18 protein-coding genes, 2 tRNA genes and 1 pseudogene are annotated in these 19,135 nt (G+C 63.2%); 17 read left to right on the top strand and 4 right to left on the bottom strand.

Annotation, left to right across the window (positions count from 1 at the left end):
• Nucleotides 1–2 precede the first annotated feature (2 nt).
• The 9 genes and pseudogenes from QM748_RS06185 to QM748_RS06145 all read left to right on the top strand — a co-directional run bounded on the left by QM748_RS06185 (nucleotide 3) and on the right by QM748_RS06145 (nucleotide 6,623).
• Complete coding sequence (locus QM748_RS06185) at nucleotides 3–248, top strand: TrfB-related DNA-binding protein (protein ID WP_415246154.1); 246 nt, start codon at nucleotides 3–5, stop codon at nucleotides 246–248.
• 342 nt (nucleotides 249–590) lie between these two features.
• Nucleotides 591–719 (top strand): annotated as a pseudogene (locus tag QM748_RS06180) (Arm DNA-binding domain-containing protein); the annotation flags it as partial.
• A gap of 27 nt (nucleotides 720–746) precedes the next feature.
• Nucleotides 747–905: a phage integrase central domain-containing protein gene (locus QM748_RS06175; protein WP_415248027.1), complete on the top strand. Its 159-nt coding sequence runs from the start codon at nucleotides 747–749 to the stop codon at nucleotides 903–905.
• 157 nt (nucleotides 906–1,062) lie between these two features.
• Entirely contained in the window at nucleotides 1,063–2,595 is a 1,533-nt protein-coding gene (locus tag QM748_RS06170) for a Fic family protein (protein WP_415246153.1), read from the top strand.
• Nucleotides 2,596–2,878: 283 nt separating this feature from the next.
• Nucleotides 2,879–3,253: a CFI-box-CTERM domain-containing protein gene (locus QM748_RS06165; RefSeq protein ID WP_415246152.1), complete on the top strand. Its 375-nt coding sequence runs from the start codon at nucleotides 2,879–2,881 to the stop codon at nucleotides 3,251–3,253.
• Nucleotides 3,254–3,332: 79 nt separating this feature from the next.
• Nucleotides 3,333–3,779 carry a hypothetical protein gene (locus QM748_RS06160; RefSeq protein WP_415246151.1) on the top strand — a complete coding sequence of 149 codons (447 nt, stop codon included), beginning with the start codon at nucleotides 3,333–3,335 and terminating at the stop codon, nucleotides 3,777–3,779.
• Between the two features lie 544 nt (nucleotides 3,780–4,323).
• On the top strand, nucleotides 4,324–4,917 hold the full coding sequence (locus QM748_RS06155; protein WP_415246150.1) for a hypothetical protein: 594 nt from the start codon (nucleotides 4,324–4,326) through the stop codon (nucleotides 4,915–4,917).
• Nucleotides 4,918–4,945: 28 nt separating this feature from the next.
• Nucleotides 4,946–5,695 carry a sensor histidine kinase gene (locus QM748_RS06150; RefSeq protein WP_415246149.1) on the top strand — a complete coding sequence of 250 codons (750 nt, stop codon included), beginning with the start codon at nucleotides 4,946–4,948 and terminating at the stop codon, nucleotides 5,693–5,695.
• Nucleotides 5,696–5,906: 211 nt separating this feature from the next.
• Nucleotides 5,907–6,623: a hypothetical protein gene (locus QM748_RS06145; RefSeq protein ID WP_415246148.1), complete on the top strand. Its 717-nt coding sequence runs from the start codon at nucleotides 5,907–5,909 to the stop codon at nucleotides 6,621–6,623.
• Nucleotides 6,624–6,934: 311 nt separating this feature from the next.
• Here the strand turns inward: QM748_RS06145 and QM748_RS06140 are convergent, their stop codons facing one another.
• From QM748_RS06140 to QM748_RS06130, 3 genes are all read right to left on the bottom strand, one after another.
• The gene (locus QM748_RS06140; protein ID WP_415246147.1) at nucleotides 6,935–8,194 is read right to left on the bottom strand and encodes a type II toxin-antitoxin system HipA family toxin; all 1,260 of its coding nucleotides are present in this window, start codon (nucleotides 8,192–8,194) and stop codon (nucleotides 6,935–6,937) included.
• Nucleotides 8,191–8,523, bottom strand: coding sequence for a helix-turn-helix domain-containing protein (locus tag QM748_RS06135; protein WP_415246146.1), 333 nt, complete (start codon nucleotides 8,521–8,523; stop codon nucleotides 8,191–8,193). The genes QM748_RS06140 and QM748_RS06135 overlap by 4 nt, the downstream gene beginning before the upstream one ends.
• Nucleotides 8,524–8,992: 469 nt before the next feature.
• The gene (locus tag QM748_RS06130) at nucleotides 8,993–9,835 is read right to left on the bottom strand and encodes an SIR2 family NAD-dependent protein deacylase (RefSeq protein ID WP_415246145.1); all 843 of its coding nucleotides are present in this window, start codon (nucleotides 9,833–9,835) and stop codon (nucleotides 8,993–8,995) included.
• Nucleotides 9,836–9,969: 134 nt separating this feature from the next.
• Between QM748_RS06130 and QM748_RS06125 the strand changes: the two genes are divergently transcribed.
• The 4 genes from QM748_RS06125 to QM748_RS06110 all read left to right on the top strand — a co-directional run bounded on the left by QM748_RS06125 (nucleotide 9,970) and on the right by QM748_RS06110 (nucleotide 11,249).
• Nucleotides 9,970–10,632, top strand: a complete 663-nt coding sequence (locus QM748_RS06125; RefSeq protein ID WP_415246144.1) for a phosphatase PAP2 family protein — start codon at nucleotides 9,970–9,972, stop codon at nucleotides 10,630–10,632.
• On the top strand, nucleotides 10,629–11,057 hold the full coding sequence (locus QM748_RS06120; RefSeq protein WP_415246143.1) for a diacylglycerol kinase: 429 nt from the start codon (nucleotides 10,629–10,631) through the stop codon (nucleotides 11,055–11,057). Before QM748_RS06125 ends, QM748_RS06120 begins: the two co-directional genes overlap by 4 nt.
• Nucleotides 11,048–11,122, top strand: a tRNA-Val gene (locus QM748_RS06115). The genes QM748_RS06120 and QM748_RS06115 overlap by 10 nt, the downstream gene beginning before the upstream one ends.
• Before the next feature lie 52 nt (nucleotides 11,123–11,174).
• Nucleotides 11,175–11,249: transfer RNA gene (locus QM748_RS06110), tRNA-Val, on the top strand.
• Between the two features lie 67 nt (nucleotides 11,250–11,316).
• Here QM748_RS06110 and QM748_RS06105 read toward each other — a convergent pair.
• Nucleotides 11,317–12,234: a LysR substrate-binding domain-containing protein gene (locus QM748_RS06105; protein ID WP_415246142.1), complete on the bottom strand. Its 918-nt coding sequence runs from the start codon at nucleotides 12,232–12,234 to the stop codon at nucleotides 11,317–11,319.
• A gap of 160 nt (nucleotides 12,235–12,394) precedes the next feature.
• Here QM748_RS06105 and QM748_RS06100 point away from each other — a divergent pair, with 160 nt between their 5' ends.
• The 4 genes from QM748_RS06100 (at nucleotide 12,395) to QM748_RS06085 (ending at nucleotide 19,130) form a co-directional block, all read left to right on the top strand.
• Complete coding sequence (locus QM748_RS06100) at nucleotides 12,395–14,083, top strand: DUF1302 domain-containing protein (RefSeq protein WP_415246141.1); 1,689 nt, start codon at nucleotides 12,395–12,397, stop codon at nucleotides 14,081–14,083.
• 31 nt (nucleotides 14,084–14,114) lie between these two features.
• The gene (locus tag QM748_RS06095) at nucleotides 14,115–15,467 is read left to right on the top strand and encodes a DUF1329 domain-containing protein (RefSeq protein WP_415246140.1); all 1,353 of its coding nucleotides are present in this window, start codon (nucleotides 14,115–14,117) and stop codon (nucleotides 15,465–15,467) included.
• A gap of 145 nt (nucleotides 15,468–15,612) precedes the next feature.
• Nucleotides 15,613–16,731 (top strand): WD40/YVTN/BNR-like repeat-containing protein, encoded by a 1,119-nt coding sequence (locus tag QM748_RS06090; protein ID WP_415246139.1) that lies wholly within the window; start codon nucleotides 15,613–15,615, stop codon nucleotides 16,729–16,731.
• Nucleotides 16,731–19,130, top strand: a complete 2,400-nt coding sequence (locus QM748_RS06085) for an efflux RND transporter permease subunit (RefSeq protein ID WP_415246138.1) — start codon at nucleotides 16,731–16,733, stop codon at nucleotides 19,128–19,130. The genes QM748_RS06090 and QM748_RS06085 overlap by 1 nt, the downstream gene beginning before the upstream one ends.
• Nucleotides 19,131–19,135 lie beyond the last annotated feature (5 nt).

Below are 19,135 nucleotides of genomic sequence, written 5' to 3'. Positions count from 1 at the left end.
TTATGAGCACAACATTAACCGAGCCACAGTTCGCGGCCCTTGGCCAGCTCCTACGACTGCGCGGCGACTCGATGGAGGTGGCCCGATTGGTGCTCGTCGAAGGCCTTGCCGCCGCCGATGCTGCGCACCGAGTTGGGATTACGAGCAACGGCGCGCATAAAGCTGTAGCCCGGTGCAATGCAGGGCTTGCGCTGGCTCGAGCCGCAGTCGGGGCTACCGCAGCCCCGGAAGCCACAGCGGGGAAGTGAAATATCATTCAGGGCGCTCCCCCGAACGTCGCCCTACCGTAGTGGGGTGCCTTATCCGGGCGGAAGTTTTTTCAAGCTGTTGATTTTTAACGTCATACGAAACTCTTACAAGGCGAATGTCGGCGGTTCGACCCCGTCAGCACCCACCAAGAACAACTGTCACACGGTGGCAAGAAGTACCAGAAACCCGCATCGCTAAAGGCTTTGCGGGTTTTTCATTATGTCAGGCAGGATCGGGCCGTGGCACCTCATACCGTCAAAAGCGGCGCTATCTTTGACGGTATACCGCTTTATGGGGTGCTGAGATGCCTCTGAACGACGCAGGCCTACAAGCTCGCGGACGAGCGCGGATTGTATCTGTTGATCCGGCCCACAGGTGGAAAACTCTGGCGTTTGGACTACCGTTACGACGGCAAGCGCAAGACGCTTGCCCCGGCAGGCTATCCTGACGTAGCGCTTGCCGATGCACGCAAAGCGAGAGGATCGGGCGCTCGACCAATCGCGGAGATCATGGCGCCGGAGCTGTTGAGCACGCTCAGGCGTATCAAGGTGCGAGGCGCGATCGACTCCGCCCACCGCGCCAAGCAGATCGCTGGCCAGGTTTTTCGCTATGGCATCGTCACTGGCCGGGCGGATCGGAGCTCCGCGGCGCTTTGACGCAAGGTTTTTTTAATCATTTTTCGAAAGACTGGCTTTTTCGTCATCGTTTTTCTTCGCTATTCATTGGGTTTGTGTAACCATTTCAGTCATCATTTTTCTCTTTTCGTGGCCGGTCATCATCGTTTTTTGATGACCATAAGGGGATTTCTGTAACGTGGGGATCGGTTTCAAGGCCTTGGAGGCCCAGTTCGGCATCGTCCTGGTACAGCCCCTGCGCGTGGAGTCCACCATCGGCACCACCCGTTCGGTGCGGGAGTCGCCGGAGCGCATCCAGAACCAGTATCCGGGAGTCTACAGGCCGGCCGATACCTTTGCGGGGCATTTCGAGTTCGGCCTGAAGTATGAGGAGATCCACCTCGAATTCTTTGCGCGGCTGTTTGCCGCCTGCGGTCCGGAGCCGCTCGAACAGTGGTGCAGGGCGGAACCGTTCGGCCAGTATGCGCGCCGTGCGGCCTTCTTCTACGAGTGGCTCACCGGGCGCCGGCTGGACGTTCCGGACCTGAGCGGCGGGACCTATGTTGACGCGGTGTCCGCCGATGCCTACCTGACGCGCACCGAGGCCGTCCGGGAGCGGCGCTGGCGGATCAACAACAACCTGCCGGGTACGCCTGCGTTCTGCCCCCTCATCCGCCGCACCCCGACCCTCGGCCAGGCGTTGCAGTTCGACCCGTTCGGTGCGATCGTGGAACTGGATCGCCAGTTCGGCGAGGACGTGCTGATGCGCGCCGCGGCGTGGCTCACGCTCAAGGAGTCACGGGCGAGCTTCCTGATCGAGCACGAGGCAGACAAGACCGACCGCATCAAGCGGTTTGCCCACGTCATGGCCGAGCACTGCGGCAAGCTCGAAGTGCCGCTCGGCATCGGCAGTCTCACCGTGCTGCAGAAGGGCATCCTCGGCGAGACGGCGCTTCGGCTCGGCACGCGCCGATCGCCGGTCTTCGTCGGTCAGGCAAGCCTTCGCGACGACATCGTCCACTACATCGGTCCCCACTTTTCGGTGCTGGACGGCCTGAAGGCGTTCGAGCAGGCGACTCGCGGACGGGAGGCGCTGGCGCGGGCGGCCGTCATCGCATTCGGTTTCGTTTACATCCACCCGATGAGCGATGGCAACGGACGCATCCACCGCTTCCTCATCAACGACACGCTGCAGCGCGACAAGGCCATTCCGGCCGGTGTGGTCCTGCCCGTGTCGGCGACCATCACCGGCGTGCGCGAGTTCGGCCACGGCTACGACCGGGTGCTGGAGGTGTTCTCGCGCCCCTTCATGCGGCGATACGACACCGCGCACCGATTCGGGGAGATGCTCACGTACGAAGACGGCGTGCGGTCGAACTTCGTGTTCGATGCCTACGACGACGCCAACCATGCCTGGCGCTACCCGGACCTCACCGAGCACGCGATCTATACTGCCCAACTCGTCGCCCACACGATCCGGCACGAGATGGCGGACGAGGCTCGCGTCCTGCTGCGGTTCGAGCTCGCGCAGCGGCGCATCAAGGACGTGCTGGAGATGCCGGATCCGGACGCCGTGCGCATGATCCGGTCGATCAAGGAGAACGGATGGCGAGTCTCGGGCAAGCTCGTGAAGGAGTATGCAGTGCTCTGTGACGAGGCCCTGGCCTTGCGCGTTGTCGAGGCCGTGCAGTCCGCGTTCGAGGATCGCGAGCCGGCGCCCATCATCGAGTGAGCGCATGGCCCCTGGTCGGCGCACGCCGGGACGCCTGACCGTGCTGGCGGTGGGGTGGCTGCATGCGCTGGTCGTATCGGCGGTGTTCCTCCCTGACGACGTATAGGTTTCCCGAAACCCGCCGACAGCGCGTCGCGGCCCGGATCGATTTCATGATGGACCGGGAATACTGCCGTTGGCGGGCGATGCGCGACAGACTTGGGGCTGGGCGGTGAGCGAGGCGTGCAGGGGGCGCCGCCGGTCCGGGTGCACCGTCAGCGCATCCCAACTGGCGCAGATGGGGGTGTGCGAACAACTGGTTCGGTTCGAGCACCTCCATGGCCAGCGACGATCGGCGCAGCAACGCGGTGATGCCGAGCATTACCGGTTCCTGCGCGAGACCGAGTCGGATCCAGGCGCCAGAGGCCCGTGCTTCATTGCGACCCTGATGTACGGCGAAGGCTCGGAAGTCATGGTGCTGAGGCGCTTTCGCGATCTGGTGTTGCGCGCCTGGCCGATCGGCCGGGGCCTGATCCTGGCGTACTACCGCACCGCGCCGGGTGTGTGCCGTGTGCTGGCAGGACGTCCCGTGCTGATCGGGGCGGTGCGTCTGATGCTCCGCCCCTTCGTGTGGGGGGCGAATCGCATTGCCGGCCGCGAAGGAGGGCGTCGTGCTTGAATGGACCGCCGCGGTGATCCTCGCGGTTGTCCTGCTGGCGTAGGCGTATCGCCTTCGCTGGCAGCCTGAGAATGCCTGGATGCCCCGGGAACTGCGGCGTGCCACGCTGGCTTATGCGGAGCAGCTCTTCAAGGCGCCCGGCCGGGTGATGCTCACCGCCAAGGTTGGCCGTGCCTATCGAGACCGCAGAGAGGTCATCATCCTGGTCGAACTGAAAACCCGCCGGCTGGATCGCCCGTATCTCTCCGACGTGATCGAACTGTCCGCCCAGCGCGCGGCCATCATGCGGCAGACGGGCGAACAGGTCGTCAGGCACGGATACGTGGTGATGCAGAGCCGACCCGGTCACAGAACCTCGCATCGTGTGGCCTTGCTCACCGACGATGAGGTCGACGAGCTGACCGTGCGCTGGGAAGCCATCGTGAATGGACATGCCCAGCCACGATGGTCTGGCGCGCCGCGCCTGTGCCGCGGATGTGGTTTCGCGGGAACCTGCGCAGGCGCTGCGTATTACGCCCATATATGACCAGTTAGCCTATTTTTGACCATCCAGTCCAGCGATGTGACCAGCCAGAATCGACCCGCTGCCAACGTTCAAACTATCGTCGCCGGAAAGACAGGAAACAAAGTACAGCGGCTGTTCGTGGCGACACGCCACGGGCAGGTGCTCGGCCGAAGCAGTCGTTGGGTTACCATCCTGGCAACTGCGGCTGTCGGCCAAGAGTTGCCTTTGAGTGCTGGCGCTGCTAACGGACATCCACTAGCGCAACAGTGTATGCTAAATAATTATTCAGAACGCTCGTTGCACCGCTAGCTTTTGAGTATGCCTGAACCGCTTTGAGGGTCTAAACAGTTGTGATAATTGCCCCCTAAGATTTGATGATCGAGGCTGCGCAGACGGGTGGTCGCCCTACAAGAACGCTCGGTGTCTCGATGGACTTTCTCCAGCCCGGTAAATTAAAGGAAGTATTTTTAAAATGTTCTTTCCTATTGGAAGCCCAAAGCCTCTCGGCCAATTGGCGCCTACACAAATCGCCATCTCCTCTGCGCGATCGAGACTGAAAGTTCTCGTGGTCGATGACCAGCCTTTCATTCTCAAAGACGTTCTGGCGTCACACGGGTTCTCAATTCATGAAATGAGAGACATATCCGCAATCGATCTCGTGTCAGGGTATCCAGTGATAGTTTGCGACATTAAAGGTGTCGGAGCTACCTTCAAATCAAGACATGAGGGCGCCCATCTCTTCCGAGAAATTCGGAAGGCCTTTCCGGAAAAATATATTATTGCCTTCACTGGCTTCCGTTTTGATGCCACATACAATGAGTATTTTCGTGTAGCTGACACCAGCCTTAAGAAGGACGCGGACACAGAGGCGTGGGTGAAGGTTCTTGATGAGGCTATTTCAGTAATGGCAGAGCCAAAGCAGCGATGGCTCAGAATGCGCCGATTTTTGTTGGAGGAGGCAAGGCTTGAACTGTGGGCAGCACTTCTGCTTGAGCAAGCCTTTATCGAAGCAGTAACGACAAGGGACAGAAATAAGTTAACGACGAAGATTACTGGTGCTGGCTTAGCTGATGAAACAACCCAAAGACTGCTTAGCTTCGCTGGCTCGCTTTTCTCTGACGTGCTAACCGGGCTTCTTTCCTCTACCGTAGCCGGATAGTAGATTGATTCAGGGTGCGAATATAAAGATGAACGACATAGACTTTTCTGACCTCAAGCAGGTATTGAAAGACACGATGCACGAAGTGCGCGAGTTCAATCGGGTCATCAAGGCGAACTCTGAGATGCTGACTCGCCTCCTTCAGATAGAGAATGAAGGTTCGGCGTTATCGCTCAACACTCAGAACGCCGATAATGCGAGGCAACAAGCACTAGCGATACTTCAAACCGCCCAGATGGTTAGCGCTCGATTGGATTTAATTGACTTTGAAACCAATCCCGAGGCATTTTCTTCAGAGAGGAAAATAACGGGAAGTGTTTACGGAAAGTTTGATAAGGCGAGAAAGATGCTATCTCCTCGTGCGCGTCACAAGAGTGTCCGTATATCTATGAATGGGCAGTCGCGCAAGAAGTCTGAATTCTATCCCGTTTTCGATATTCTTCCTTTCTTGCTGCTTGAAAACGCTGTTAAGTACGCCCCAAGTAATTCTGAAATCGTGATTACGGTGGAGGAGTATCAGAAGTCCATTGATGTCAAGATTAGCTCAATGGGACCAGTCATCGAAAAGGATGAGCTAGCTAAAATCGTTACCAAAGGCTTTCGTGCATTGGAAGCGAAGAAGACCGAAGAGAAGGGGAGTGGCTTCGGTTTGTACTTCGCAAAATTTGTCGCTGACCTCCATGACGCAAGCCTGCAGTTCACTTCAGAGAGAGATGTTTTTAGCATTAACGGGACTCGATATTCCTCGTTTCAGGCAATTCTTGCCTTTCCTGCATAGATGACGGTGCCGAAGCCCATCATTTCAACGGACTTGAGCAAAAGGCTGCACAGGCCGGTGAATTCAGACGGCTAGCCGACGGCTTCCTATCAGCGTCGATGTCCGCGTTGGGTCGAGTCCGGCCAGTGATGAATGAGAAAATGAAAGATTTGGCTCCGAGTGTTCAATGCGCGTGTTCTGCGCCTATTAACTCTACGGTAGATTACACCACATGGCTACAACCTTTCGTCTCGTCCCAGAGAGAGAGCCCATCGATCTCAATTTTGAGCGTCTGAAGAATTCGCTGCCAGCGTCAATGTGTGTCTTAAAAAAGCCTGATGGCATATATGTCACCGTAGAGTCAACAGAAGACGAGGATCCTTCTACCCAGGTTCTGATCGATCGTGAGGTTGATCGCATTCAGTTCTTGACATGCGTGAAATTTCGGGCAGAGATGTGTCGGCGCACGGTAACAGCGACTCTTTCGCTCTGTTGGCGTGTCCATGGACCACTGCCCAAGGAAGTGCGCCCGCTTACCTGGACAGGCGCACTGGCACTGCAGTTACGGCTTTGGGCGCTGGCTACTGAGGCACAAGATTCTGCGCTTAGGGTTCTGCTTCATTTCCAGATTATTGAATTGTCATATCCGAACACCAGAGATAAAGAGGCTTACCCGCCTTTCTCTGGCGGTTCCCATTCGCCTCATCCACGAACCGAAGCGAAGCTACTGCGTCATTTGGTGGCTCACGCCGGCGACGCGAGGACTGAGACCAGCTCTTACTTGGAGTATCTTGGATTGCCAAGCCGCCTTGGAAACTATAACCATCCGAATTGGGATACGGCGATCACGAGTGCGGGAAAGAGAGTTGAAAAATTAGCTCGTAAAATAATTCGAAGGGCCATTTGTCAAGCGGAGAACTACCGGCTTGGCGCAAAGCTCGAAGACTGAATAATAGCTGTCAATGTCGGCAACGGGTCGGTAGCTCCAGTTCACAGGATGGAGAAGCTGCCGTTCGCCGTCGTCTGATGGCCGAACGGCAGGTGACCGCCACATTGCGGCCTGTCTTTACCCATATCAAGCCACCGGCAGGTCAGGCCGAAAGCCGGCCGCTGAGCGGATGGGCTGCCCTGCATGCCATAGACCTAGACTAGCGGGAGTCGTCTCTTCTAGTAGGGGTGAGGAGGGCAGCTGTCCATCGACGGGCGCCACACCTGAGCGATCGGCAAGACGCTGGAGCAGTTTTCATGGGGTGAGTTTGCTCATGCTTGCTTCAGTCGGCTGGCCAGGATATGTGCCTCGACCTTACGGGTCAGGTGCTCGGGCACGCCGGCCGCGGCAAAGTTGGTTTGCCATGCGGTCTGCACACGGTGAGCCGTGATGCGGACTTCTTCCAGCAAGTCGTCACGCACTTGGTCGTGCAGCCCGATCCGGGCGAACAGGGCGGCAAAGGTGTCCAGGCTGATCGTGTCGAAGCGTTTGATGCCCGCCATGTTGAGAGCGGTCGATGTGTCATGGGTAGTGTAGGCTACCGTGGACACTAGGTCGTAGGCCGGAGCCAGGCGCGGATGCGTCGGATCGCCGTAGATGAGGGACCAGTTCTTGATGTGGGCGTCGCCGTTTCCCAAGAGGACGTTGAGCACGAGACGGCGGGTCATTTCCTTCAGGTCCGGCAGGCCACCCGCGTAGCGCAGCAGCGTGAGCGCGATCATGTCGTAGTTGACCCGCCCATACTTTTGGGTAGGACGCAGGTTGAAGACCTGGGCGAAGTCTTCGACGTGCGTGCGGCCGCCATCGGGGCGATCGAAGCGCCGGATCGCGTAGAACGGTTCGCCGCGGCCGTAGCCGGACATACCGGGCAGGCCGTCGATCTGCTCCGGCAGCAGCAGCATCACTTCTGGAACGTCGATGCCGACGGCACGGGCGGTTTCCATTGTTGCTGCCTCGACCTGTGGCAAGGCTTCGAAGTCCCGGGAAGGCGGCTTTATGATGTAGTTGCCCAGGCTGCCGCCGGTGTTGAGTGTGTAGCGCTCGCCCTGGCGTAGCATCGAGAACTTCATCTGCATGCCGCCGAGCGAGAACTTCAGTTCAGCCAGCTCGTCGGCCGCCGGCGAGACCGGCAGGCCGTGTTTCATGCGGAGATGGTCAGGCGTGTCGGTGGGCACCAGAACCACGGCACCGGGAAGGTCGTGCCCGAGCGCGGTCAACAACAGGAATTCCCGATCCTCGTGGACCTTCAGTCGCTCGGCGATGCGGGCACGCAAGCCGCCCTCGGGCAGCAGGTTCGAGAAGAAGGGTGGTGCCTTGACCGACGCGGACTTGTGGCGCTCATCGCGAAGCAGCGCCCGCGTCTGTGCCTCTTCGCCCGGGCGGGCCATAGACAGCGTGAGGATGGGACGCGAGGGGCCGAGGTCGATAAAATCCTCGCTGACGACGAAGATCGTTTTTTCGTCCGGGTAGTGCGTCAGGTAGCCGACCCGCAGATCGCCCAAGCGCACTTCCAGTGAGTGCACGGTACTCATTGCGGGTCCTTCAGATGATCGAATTCGGTCAGCAGATCCATCGGTGCCGGTTCAGGGGCGGTCGAGGTCCGTTCGTCGGAAGGCATCGTCGGCTGGAGCAGGGCGGCTTGCCCGAGCGGGACCAGCGCGACCTCCAGTCCAAGCGAGGCAGCGTAGGTGAGAAAGGTGTCCAGCGTGACTTCGCGGCCATTTTCGATCTTCGATACGGTGCCCTGACGCATGTGCTTCACATTGCTTTGGACCAAGCCAGCTGCCTCGCGGGCACGACGCAACTGCTTGCCCAGCAGGGCGAGCGTCTCGGGGTTGCGGATACGCGGTTGCGGCTTCATGCTGGACTCTATATACGTGATAACGACTAATCTTGATTCAGCTTAAACGAAAAAGCGTCTAGCGTGAAATGAGATAGTCGATATGGCGTATAGGTGTAGGGTGCGGCGCAGAGGGGACGGGGGGTGTTACAGGCCTCTCGACTAGGGCGGCTGTGGCGTGCCTTTCGCCTACAATGTCACCCTGCAATAATGCTGACACACTCGCCCGCCATCGGCAGTTCAACGGCGTGCCGGACTCGGGCAAACGCTAGCCGTGAGGAGTGTGGGGTATAAGTGGGGGTATGCAAAAGTTTGAACTGAAAAATATTTTTTTAATCAGTATGTTGGATAACAAATTCGACCCCGTCAGCACCCACCGGACACGCTGCCAGTCAGCAATTCGAAAGCCCGGCGTGCCCGGGCTTTCGCTTTTCCGTCGCCGAGCAAGGCAAAACCGCCGTTGGGCCAGTGCCCCACAGGCGTGAATTTTTCAGGCATCAGGAAACCCTTCTTCGCGCAAGGCATTCACGATGCCGTTCATGGCCTCGCTGCCCCTCAGCGGCAGGCACACCTTCGTCCCTGACGTCATGCCCGCTTCGCGCAGATTGATGCGGATGAGCGGCGCGCCCTGTCTTTCGCCGAACAGGCGGACGGACGGGATGGCAGTGCCGGCGCCGATCTCGATCACGATCAGGCGTTCGACCGTGTGCCGCCAGGCATCCAGCCGCGCCTGCTGCGCCGCCGAACGGTCTTCGATCCAGCCCCAGTCGCCGAACATCAGGATGTTGGGGCGCGCCAGCGCGCCGCAGCGGGGGCACGAGGGGAAAGTATTGAGCAGTTCGCAGGCGTCGGCATCGACCTCGGGGGCAAAATCCCCGGCAGGCCAGATCGCGCTGCTGCAAGGCTCCAGGCATTGCAGGTGATGAATCGAGCCGTGGCATTCGACGATGCGATCCGGGTCGAAACCAGCCTTCTGAAACTGCCCGTCCACGTTGCTGGTGAAGACGAAAGTGCCGTGTGGCAGGTGCCGTGCAATCTCCCGCAGCATGTCGAACGCGGCACCGGGCTGGGTCTGCCGGTACAAGGCCAGCCGGTGGCCGTAGAAACCCCAGGCCAGCCGGGGCTGGTCGTGAAAGGCGGCCGGGTTTGCGATCTCCTGGAACTGCATGCGGGCTTTGCCGAGTGCCGGGTAGGCTCGCCACATGCCTTCGTTGCCGCGGAAATCCGGCAGGCCGGAATCGACGCCGAGGCCGGCGCCGGCCGTGACGAGAAGCCCATCGGCTTCGGCAATGAGACGGGCGCAGCGGATGAAGTCGGCGTTCAGGTCGTGCATGGAATCGTGGCAGGTCGGAAGCGACGCAGAGTGCTGCTCTCGCGCTTGTCATTGATCGATTGACCATTTTAGCGGCGGCGCGGCAGACTGCTGCCGTATCAGGGGCGAACGCAGCATCGGCGGGAGGGGAGGAGATGAGATTTCTGCGCACATGGCTGGAACCCCGTACGCTCGCGGTCGTGCTGCTGGCCTTGGCGGTCGGGGGTTTCGTCGTGGTTGCGCATGAAGTGGCGGCGGGCGATACCCTCGACGTGGATCGCACCATCATGCTGGCCTTGCATCCGCAGCCCGATGGCGGTGGGCCGATGTGGCTACAGTCCATGATGCGCGACGCCACCGCGCTGGGCAGCACCTTGGGGCTCAGTCTGGTGGTGTGTCTGGCCGTGCTGTTCCTGCTGTTGTCCCGGCGAGGAAGCATGGCGCTGTTCGTGCTGGCTTCGGCGCTGGGTGGGATACTGCTCAGCACGCTGCTCAAGGAGGTTTTTTCGCGGCCGCGGCCGGACGTGATCCCGCATGGTGATTTCGTCACGAGTGCGAGCTTTCCGAGTGGCCACTCGATGATGTCGGCCACCGTGTACCTGACGCTCGCCATCCTGCTCATCCGTCTCGCCGATACGCGGGTCCAGAAGTGCTATATCGTGGGGGCCGCACTCTTGCTGTCGGGCATCGTGGGCTTGAGCCGAGTCTATCTCGGCGTCCATTGGCCGACCGACGTGCTGGCGGGATGGCTGGCTGGCGGAGCCTGGGCTCTGGGCTGGTGGATGGTGGCCGAACTGGTTTGGGGAAAACGCGGATGAAAGGCCAGCACTTTTCCCGGCGATTGCATTTTGCGCTGCTGGGGTTGAAGCGCACGCTCCGCGCCGAACGCAGTTTCCGTACGCATCTGGCTGCCGCGGCCGGGATGCTGGCCGTGCTGCTCGCCACGCGGCCCGCGCCGGTGTGGTGGGCGATCCTGGGGCTCGCGGTGGGCTTTGTACTGATGGCTGAATTGCTCAATACGGCACTCGAAACCCTGATCGACCACCTGCATCCCGAGCAGCACCCCGAAGTCGGTGCCGCCAAGGATATCGCTGCTGCTGCCGTACTGGTGGCAAGCGGATTCGCGGCTGTGGCCGGGCTCGCCTTTGCTGTCGAACTGGATGTTCAACTGACAGCAAAAAGCCGGCTTGACGGGCCCGGGCGCGGCTTCTACAATGCGCCCTCTTTGCGGAAGGGCGGTTAGCTCAGCGGTAGAGCACTGCCTTCACACGGCAGGGGTCACTGGTTCGATCCCAGTACCGCCCACCAGGCCTCAAGCGCCTCCTTTCGCAGACCGATCGCGCGAATCTTTCGCCGGATCGGGCGGTTAGCTCAGCGGTAGAGCACTGCCTTCACACGGCAGGGGTCACTGGTTCGATCCCAGTACCGCCCACCAGAATCCAAACCCCAGCCCGTCCCGGCTGGGGTTTTCGTTTTGTGCTCCCGCATGCTGATTGCCAGGCTCATTCCGTCAAGGCCGCTCCTGACTGAAGAGTGGAACGCATTTGCTCGATAGTGCCGAGAAAGGCTTCGAGAATCGGGGATTGATCGTCGCTGCGGTAGATGCAGCTCAGATCGACCTGGGCATGGTCGGGCAGGCCGGTGAGGGGTTTGTAGATCACCCCGGGCAGGGCCAGCGAGGTGGTCGATTCCGGTACCAGGCAGACCCCGAAGCCGCCGGCGGCCAGTGCCACGCCGGTGATGGCGTCGCTCACTTCCTGCGAAACGATGGGTTCGAAGCCCGCTTCGTGGCACAGCGTCATCACCTTGTCGATGAAGTTCGGGCGCGCGCCGGTAGGGAAGAGCACGAGCGGGTGATCGCGCAGCGCCGGGAATGGCACCGATTCTTGCGCGGCCAGCGGGCTGGTGTGGCTCATGGCCAGCAGCAGCCTCTCGTTGGCCACCAGCCGGGTGGTGATGTCGGGCAGCGGCGCCAGCATGCGGTTGAAGCCGACCGTGATGCGGCGCTGGCGCAGGGCTTCGATCTGTTCGCCCTTGTTCATGGTGTGGAGGACGATCTTCACCTCCGGGTAGGAGCGGCGGAAGGCCAGCAGCAGCTTGGGGATCGCGTCGAGGATCGCGGTGCCGAAGATGCCGACGTCCAGCCGCCCGAGCTTGCCTTGCCCCGCGCGCTGGGTGCGCTCGGTGGCCTGCTCGACGACGGCGCGGATGTTGCGCGCTTCGTCGAGGAACAGCGCCCCGGCCTGGGTCAGCTCGACGCCGCGCGGCGTGCGGTTCAGCAGGCGGACGCCCAGTTCTTCTTCGAGCTGCTGGATCTGCCGGGTGAGCGGCGGCTGCGAGATGTGGAGCCGGGTGGCGGCGCGGCCGATGTTCTGTTCCTCGGCGACGGCGATGAAATATCTCAGGTGGCGCAGGTCCATGCGCTTTCTCCGGTATCGATCCGGGATGATCATACTTTAAAGGTATTAATCGGTCCATAAGTCGGTATTGGACGGCATTTCGACTGCTCTATAAGGTTCGTGCCATCCCGGTAGGTCGGATACGGATCCGGGATCCAGATAACGATTGGAGGAGGAAGGCATGGACAAGAGGGCACACCCGCACGGCCGCACCCGTTTTCGCATCAAATCCGTCTGTCGTGCCGTTGCCGGCGCCTTCGCGGGGCTTGCGGCCTCCGGCGCCGCGCTCGCGTTTCAGATCGATACCGGCAATCCGGACATCAGGATGAGCTGGGACAACACCGTCAAGTACAGCGCGAGCTGGCGCGTGAGCGGCATCGACCGCGGCGTGGCGGACGACTCCATCGGGCCGCAGGCGAACACCAATGACGGCGACCAGAATTTCGGCCGGGGGCTGGTCTCGAACCGGCTCGACCTGCTGTCCGAGCTCGATTTCCGCTACATGCGCAAGTACGGCTTCCGCATCAGCGGGGCGGCTTGGTACGACCAGGTCTACAACGAGTCGAACGACAATCCGGGCGCCCTCGGCGGCGCGCTGCTGAACCAGCGCTCGGCGCGCTACAACGAATTCACCCGGGCGACGAAGAAGCTGCACGGACGCAAGGCCGAGTTCCTGGATGCCTTCGTCTATGGCAGCTTCGAGCCGGCCGGCATGAACCTCAACCTCAAGGCGGGGCGCCTCACCCAGCTTTACGGCGAGAGCCTGTTCTTCGGCTCGAACGGCATCGCCGGGGCGCAGACGCCGCTCGACCTGGCGCGCGCGCTGTCGGTGCCCAACTCGCAGTTCAAGGAGGTCGCGCGCCCGGTCGGGCAGGTGTCGGTGACGCTGCAGATCAACCCCGAGGTGACGTTCGGCGCCTATTACCAGGCCGAATGGCGCAAGTCGCGCCTGCCGGCGGCGGGCAGCTATTTCAGCTTTGCCGACTTCGTCGATGAGGGCGGCGAGCGCCTCATCCTCGGGCCGGGGCAGGAGGTCTTCCGGGGCAAGGACATCGAGGCGAAGGATTCCGGCCAGGGCGGGGTGCAGCTCCGCTTCAAGGCCGGGGATTCGGAATACGGCTTCTATGCCGCGCAGTTCCACGACAAGATGCCCCAGTTCTACGTGCGCCCGGGCGTCAACGTCCAGCCCGGCAGCATCGGCGACTACATCATGGTCTATGCGGAGGACATCCGCACCGTGGGCGCCAGCTTCAGCACCCTGCTGGGCGAGACCAACGTCGCCGGCGAACTGTCCTTCCGCGACAACATGCCGCTGGTGGGCAGCGGCATCACGATGATCCTGCCGGGCGACACCACGGCCGACGGCGGCGACGACGCAGCCTTCCCCAAGGGCCGGACGATGCACCTCAACCTGTCGGCCATCAGCGTGCTGGGCGGCAGCGCGCTGTGGGACGGTGCGACCTTCATCGGCGAGTTCGCCTACAACCGGCGGCTGAAGATCACCGACAACGCCCACCAGCTGGACCGCCTCGCCACGCGCAGCGCGAGCGCGATCCAGTTCGTGTTCACGCCCGAGTATTTCCAGGTGGCGCCGGGGCTCGACCTGCAGGTGCTGATCGGCCTCAGCTACGGCCTCAGCGGCCGCTCCTCGGTGAATGGCGTGCTGTTCCCGTCCGAAGGCGGCGGCAACTTCAGCATCGGCGTCAAGGCCGACTACCAGCGGACCTGGCAGGCGGGCCTGAACTACACGCGCTACTTCGGTGCGGGCGGCTCCGTGATCAGCTACGACACCGCGGTGCCCGAGCTTTCGTACGACAACTTCCACCGCGACCGGGATTTCGTCTCGCTATCGATCCAGCGCACGTTCTGACCCCCGGACACGAGAATTTCAGGAGACGACAATGATGAAGCACAAGATTCTGCCGCTGGCCGCGACGGCCGCCATGCTGATGGCGCAGGCCGCCGGCGCGGCGGTCACGGCCGACGAGGCCGCCAGGCTGAAGAGCGCGCTGACCCCGCTGGGCGCCGAGAAGGCGGGCAACGCCGACGGCAGCATCCCGGCCTGGGACGGTGGCATCACCAAGCCGCTGCAGGGCCGGAAGGTGGGCGACATCCCGGGCGAGATCTTTGCCGCCGAGAAGCCGCTGTACCAGGTCACGGCCCAGAACATGGGGCAGCACGACGCCGTGCTGTCGGAAGGGACGAAGGCGCTGCTGCAGAAGTACCCGGACAGCTTCCGGCTGGACGTCTACCCCACGCACCGCACCGCGGCGGCGCCGCAGCGCGTCTATGACAACACCGCGCTGAACGCGACGCGCTGCAGCACCAGGGACGGCGGCTATTCGCTCGAAGGCTGCATCGGCGGTATTCCCTTCCCGATCCCTAAGGAAGGCGTCGAGGTGATGTGGAACTTCCTGCTGCGCGTCGAGGCGCCGTCGATCGAATACCGCTTCAAGAACATCGTCGGCAACGCCGACGGCTCGCACACGCTGGCCACGCGCAACGAGATCGCCTTCCAGTACCCGCCGTACTACGAGGACGCGACCATCGAGAAATGGTCCGGCGAATACGCGATGTTCCGCTTCAACACGCTGGAGCCGCCGTTCAAGGCGGGCGAGTCGCTGGTGATCCGCGACGGCATCGACCAGAAGAACGCGCGCCAGGCCTGGCAGTACCTCGTCGGCCAGCGCCGCGTGCGGCGGGCGCCGACGGTGTCCTACGACACGCCCGATTTCGTCGCCTCCGGGGCCAACTACTTCGACGAGGTGCAGGGCTTCTTCGGCCAGCTCGACCGCTTCGAGTGGAAGCTGGTGGGCAAGCAGGAGATGCTGATCCCGTACAACAACAACGGGCTGGTCGGCGCCAAGCTGGAAGAGGCGCTGTCGCGCCACCACCTCAACCCCGATCAGGTGCGTTGGGAGCGCCACCGCGTGTGGGTGGTCGAGGCGAACGTCGCCGCCGGCAAGCGCCATGCGGTGCCCAAGCGTCGCTACTACCTCGACGAGGACACCTGGCTGATCGCGCTGATCGACGGCTACGACGCCGAGGGCAAGCTGTGGCGCACGACCCAGGTGACGCCCTTCGTGGTGCCGAAGATTCCGGCCACGTTGATGAAAACCGCCACCGTCTTCAACCTGCAGGCGGGCACGATGAGCGTCATTCAGGCGCTCAACGACGAGGACTTCAAGGTCGTCGAGCGCAAGGCGGAGACCTACTTCACCGGCGACGCGGTGGCGGCCGACGCGGCACGCTGACCTGCGCGGCGCCCGCCGGCCGCCGCCGCGGAATGCGCGCGGGGCCGGCCGGCGAGGCGGCCGCTTCCCCAGTTTTTCAGATTGCTCGCCGCCGCCGCCCGCTACCAGGCGGGCCGGGGCGCGGTGAGGACACGGGTTCCGAATCATGTCCATCAGGGTTCCAGGCCGGCGCGGCATTGCGCGCGCGGCCGTCGTTCTGCCTGCAGTCCTGGCTGCGGCAATGGTCCTGGCCGCCGAAACGCAGGCCGTGCCCGACCTTCTCGAGGCGCCGGCCAGCGCCGACGTCCGCGCGCAGCAGTCGCCGCAGTTGGGCGTGGCGGCGGCGGGCAGCCGCTTCGTCGGCGTCGGCGTGCGCGGCCTCGTGCTGCTGTCGGACGACGCCGGGCGCACCTGGCGCCAGGCCGGGGCGGTGCCGGTCAGCGTCGCGCTCACCGACGTCCACTTCGTCACCTCCACCGACGGCTGGGCCGTCGGCCACGGCGGCGTGGTGCTGCAGACCACGGACGGGGGCGAGACCTGGCAGCGTCGGCTCGATGGGCGCGAGGTCGCGCGCATCATCTTCGAGGATGCCCGGGCCCGCGCGGACGCAGATACGGGCGACGCCGCCGCCCGCGCGCTGCGCGACGCCCAGCGCCTCGTCGAGGAGGGGCCGGACAAGCCTTTCCTCGGCGTCCACTTCCTGGACGGGCAGCGCGGCTTCGCCGTCGGGGCCTACGGACTCGCGCTGGCGACCGGCGATGGCGGGCGGAGCTGGCATTCCTTGACGGGACGCATCCCCAACCCGCGCGGCAAGCACCTGTACACGGTCCGTGCCAGCGGCGCCGACGTGCTCATCGCCGGCGAGCAGGGGGCGCTGTTCAGGTCGCTCGATGGCGGGCAGCGCTTCAGCGCGATCGAGACCCCTTACCCCGGAACCTGGTTCGGCGCGCTGGCGCTCGATCGCGACACGCTGCTGGCCTACGGCCTGCGCGGCAACGTCTGGCGCAGCGCGGACGGTGGCGCCAGCTGGCGGCAGATCGAGCTGGGGCAGGCGGTGACGCTGACCAGCGGCAGCGTGCTGGCGGACCGCTCCATCGTGCTCGCCGATGAAAGCGGGCGCCTGCTGCGCAGCGTCGATGGCGCACGCAGCTTCACGCCCGTGGCGGGCAGTTTCCCGGCCGGCCTCACCGGCATCGCCCAGGGCGGCGACGGGACGCTCGTGCTGTCCGGCGCGCGCGGACTGAGCCGTGTCGAACCGGCTCGACTTGCTGTGGAATCCAGATAATGGCTGTCGCACATACTCTTCCGGCCGAGGCCGTGATCGCGGACATCGCGGAATTCGATGCGCGTTCGGGCTCGCTGCCCGAGCGCCTGCTCTTCGACAACCGCCTGGCCGTCGTCGCCGTCTGCCTGCTGGTGACCGTGGTGCTGGCCTGGCAGGCGTTCGGCCTGCGGCTCAACGCGGCGTTCGAGAAGATGATTCCGACGAGCCATCCCTACATCGTCAACTTCCTGGAAAACCGCAGCCAGCTCGCCGGCATGGGCAACAGCCTGAGAATCGCGGTCGAGACCACCGAGGGCGACATCTTCAGCGCGGCCTATCTCGACACCGTGCGCAGGCTCAGTGACGAGCTGTTCCTGATGCCGGGGGTGGACCGCCCCTACATGAAGTCGCTGTGGGCGCCGGCGGTGCGCTGGACCGGGGTCACCGAGGACGGCCTGGACGGCGGCCCGGTCATCCCGGACGACTACGACGGTTCGCCGGAAAGCCTGGAGCAGGTCCGCATCAACGTCGAGCGCTCCGGCGAGATCGGCCAGCTCGTCGCCGCCAACTACCGTTCCAGCATCCTCCTCGTGCCGCTGCAGGACGTCGTCGCCGAAACCGGGGAGCGCATCGACTACCACGCGCTGTCGCAGCGCATCGAGCAGTTGCGCGGCAAGTACGAGTCGGACACGGTGAAGATCCACGTCACCGGCTTCGCCAAGGTCGTCGGCGACCTGATCGACGGCCTGCGCCAGGTGATGGTGTTCTTCGCGGTGGCGATCGCCATCTGCACCGCGGTGCTGTTCTGGTACACCCGCTGCCTGCGCAGCACGCTGCTGGTGGTGGCGTGTTCGGTGGTCGCGGTGGTCTGGCTGCTGGGCCTGCTGCCGACCCTGGGCTACGAGCTCGACCCTTATTCGGTGCTGGTGCCCTTCCTGGTCTTCGCCATCGGCATGAGCCACGGCGCGCAGAAGATGAACGGCATCATGCAGGACATCGGCCGCGGAACCCACCGCCTGGTGGCGGCGCGCTACACCTTCCGCCGCCTGTTCCTGGCCGGGCTCACCGCCTTGCTGGCCGACGCGGTGGGGTTCGCGGTGCTGATGGTGATCGACATCCAGGTCATCCAGGACCTGGCGGTCACCGCTAGCATCGGCGTCGCGGTGCTGATCTTCACCAACCTCGTGCTGCTGCCGATCCTGCTGTCCTACACCGGCGTCAGCCCGGTCGCCGCCCAGCGCAGCCTGGCGGCCGAGCTGACGGAGGCCGGCGACGGCGGCCATGCCAAGCACCCGTTCTGGGCCTTCCTCGACCTGTTCACCCGGCGCAAATGGGCCACCGTCGCCGTGGCCTGCGGCCTGGCGATGGGCGCGTTCGGCCTGGCGGTCAGCTTCCAGCTCAAGATCGGCGACACCGACCCTGGCGCCCCCGAGCTGCGCCCGGACTCGCGCTACAACCGCGACAACGCCTTCATGACCGCCAACTACGCTGCGAGCAGCGACGTCTACATCGTCATGGTGAGGACGCCGCAGTACGCCTGCGGCCAGTACGGCACGCTGATGGCGGTCGATGCGCTGGAGCGCGCGCTGCAGCAACTGCCCGGCGTGGAGGCCACCAGCTCGCTCGCCGGCCTGGCCAAGGTCGCCAACGCCGGCATGAACGAGGGCAGCCTCAAGTGGTTCGAGATCCCGCGCTCGCAGGACATGCTCAACGCCATCATCACCCGCGCGCCGCGCGAGATGTTCAACCAGAACTGCGACCTGCTGACGGTCTATGCCTACCTGAAGGACCACAAGGCCGACACCCTGGCCAGCGTGGTGGACGTGGTCGAGGGCTTCGCTGCGCGCCACGGCACGGACGAGCTGCGCTTCCTGAACGCGGCCGGCAACGCCGGCATCGAGGCGGCGACCAACATCGTCGTGCGCAAGGCCAACGTGCAGATGCTGTTCCTGGTCTATGCGGCGGTGATCGTGCTGGCCTTCATCACCTTCCGCTCGTGGCGGGCCGTGGTGTGCGCGGTGGTGCCGCTGATGATCACCTCGGTGCTGTGCGAGGCGCTGATGGTGTGGCTCAACATCGGCGTCAAGGTGGCGACGCTGCCGGTGATCGCGCTCGGCGTCGGCATTGGCGTCGACTACGCGCTGTACGTGATGACGGTGACGCTGGCCCGGCTCAAGGAAGGCATGAGCCTGTCCGAGGCCTATTACCGCGCGCTGATCTTCACCGGCAAGGTCGTCGTGCTGACCGGCATCACGCTCGGCCTCGCCGTGGCGACCTGGGCCTGGTCGCCGATCAAGTTCCAGGCCGACATGGGCATCCTGCTCGCCTTCATGTTCGTGTGGAACATGCTGGGGGCGCTGATCCTGCTGCCGGCGCTGGGGCACTTCCTGCTGCGGCCGAAGCAAGCGATCGCGGTCTGATCCGA

The sequence above is a fragment of the Thauera sp. genome, assembly GCF_047601425.1.
Classification (GTDB): Bacteria; Pseudomonadota; Gammaproteobacteria; order Burkholderiales; family Rhodocyclaceae; genus Thauera.
The sequence above is the reverse complement of the archived record's forward strand: the minus strand, read 5'-3'. Positions and strand labels throughout refer to the sequence as shown.

What these genes read in the sequence shown, in the direction of transcription:
- QM748_RS06085 (WP_415246138.1), top strand. Translation starts at nt 16,731, where the DNA reads ATGGCTGTCGCACATACTCTTCCGGCCGAGGCCGTGATCGCGGACATC.
- QM748_RS06120 (WP_415246143.1), top strand. Translation starts at nt 10,629, where the DNA reads ATGAAAGGCCAGCACTTTTCCCGGCGATTGCATTTTGCGCTGCTGGGG.
- QM748_RS06150 (WP_415246149.1), top strand. Translation starts at nt 4,946, where the DNA reads ATGAACGACATAGACTTTTCTGACCTCAAGCAGGTATTGAAAGACACG.
- QM748_RS06100 (WP_415246141.1), top strand. Translation starts at nt 12,395, where the DNA reads ATGGACAAGAGGGCACACCCGCACGGCCGCACCCGTTTTCGCATCAAA.
- QM748_RS06095 (WP_415246140.1), top strand. Translation starts at nt 14,115, where the DNA reads ATGATGAAGCACAAGATTCTGCCGCTGGCCGCGACGGCCGCCATGCTG.
- QM748_RS06105 (WP_415246142.1), bottom strand. Translation starts at nt 12,234, where the DNA reads ATGGACCTGCGCCACCTGAGATATTTCATCGCCGTCGCCGAGGAACAG.
- QM748_RS06125 (WP_415246144.1), top strand. Translation starts at nt 9,970, where the DNA reads ATGAGATTTCTGCGCACATGGCTGGAACCCCGTACGCTCGCGGTCGTG.
- QM748_RS06160 (WP_415246151.1), top strand. Translation starts at nt 3,333, where the DNA reads ATGCCCCGGGAACTGCGGCGTGCCACGCTGGCTTATGCGGAGCAGCTC.
- QM748_RS06185 (WP_415246154.1), top strand. Translation starts at nt 3, where the DNA reads ATGAGCACAACATTAACCGAGCCACAGTTCGCGGCCCTTGGCCAGCTC.
- QM748_RS06145 (WP_415246148.1), top strand. Translation starts at nt 5,907, where the DNA reads ATGGCTACAACCTTTCGTCTCGTCCCAGAGAGAGAGCCCATCGATCTC.
- QM748_RS06130 (WP_415246145.1), bottom strand. Translation starts at nt 9,835, where the DNA reads ATGCACGACCTGAACGCCGACTTCATCCGCTGCGCCCGTCTCATTGCC.
- QM748_RS06090 (WP_415246139.1), top strand. Translation starts at nt 15,613, where the DNA reads ATGTCCATCAGGGTTCCAGGCCGGCGCGGCATTGCGCGCGCGGCCGTC.
- QM748_RS06135 (WP_415246146.1), bottom strand. Translation starts at nt 8,523, where the DNA reads ATGAAGCCGCAACCGCGTATCCGCAACCCCGAGACGCTCGCCCTGCTG.
- QM748_RS06140 (WP_415246147.1), bottom strand. Translation starts at nt 8,194, where the DNA reads ATGAGTACCGTGCACTCACTGGAAGTGCGCTTGGGCGATCTGCGGGTC.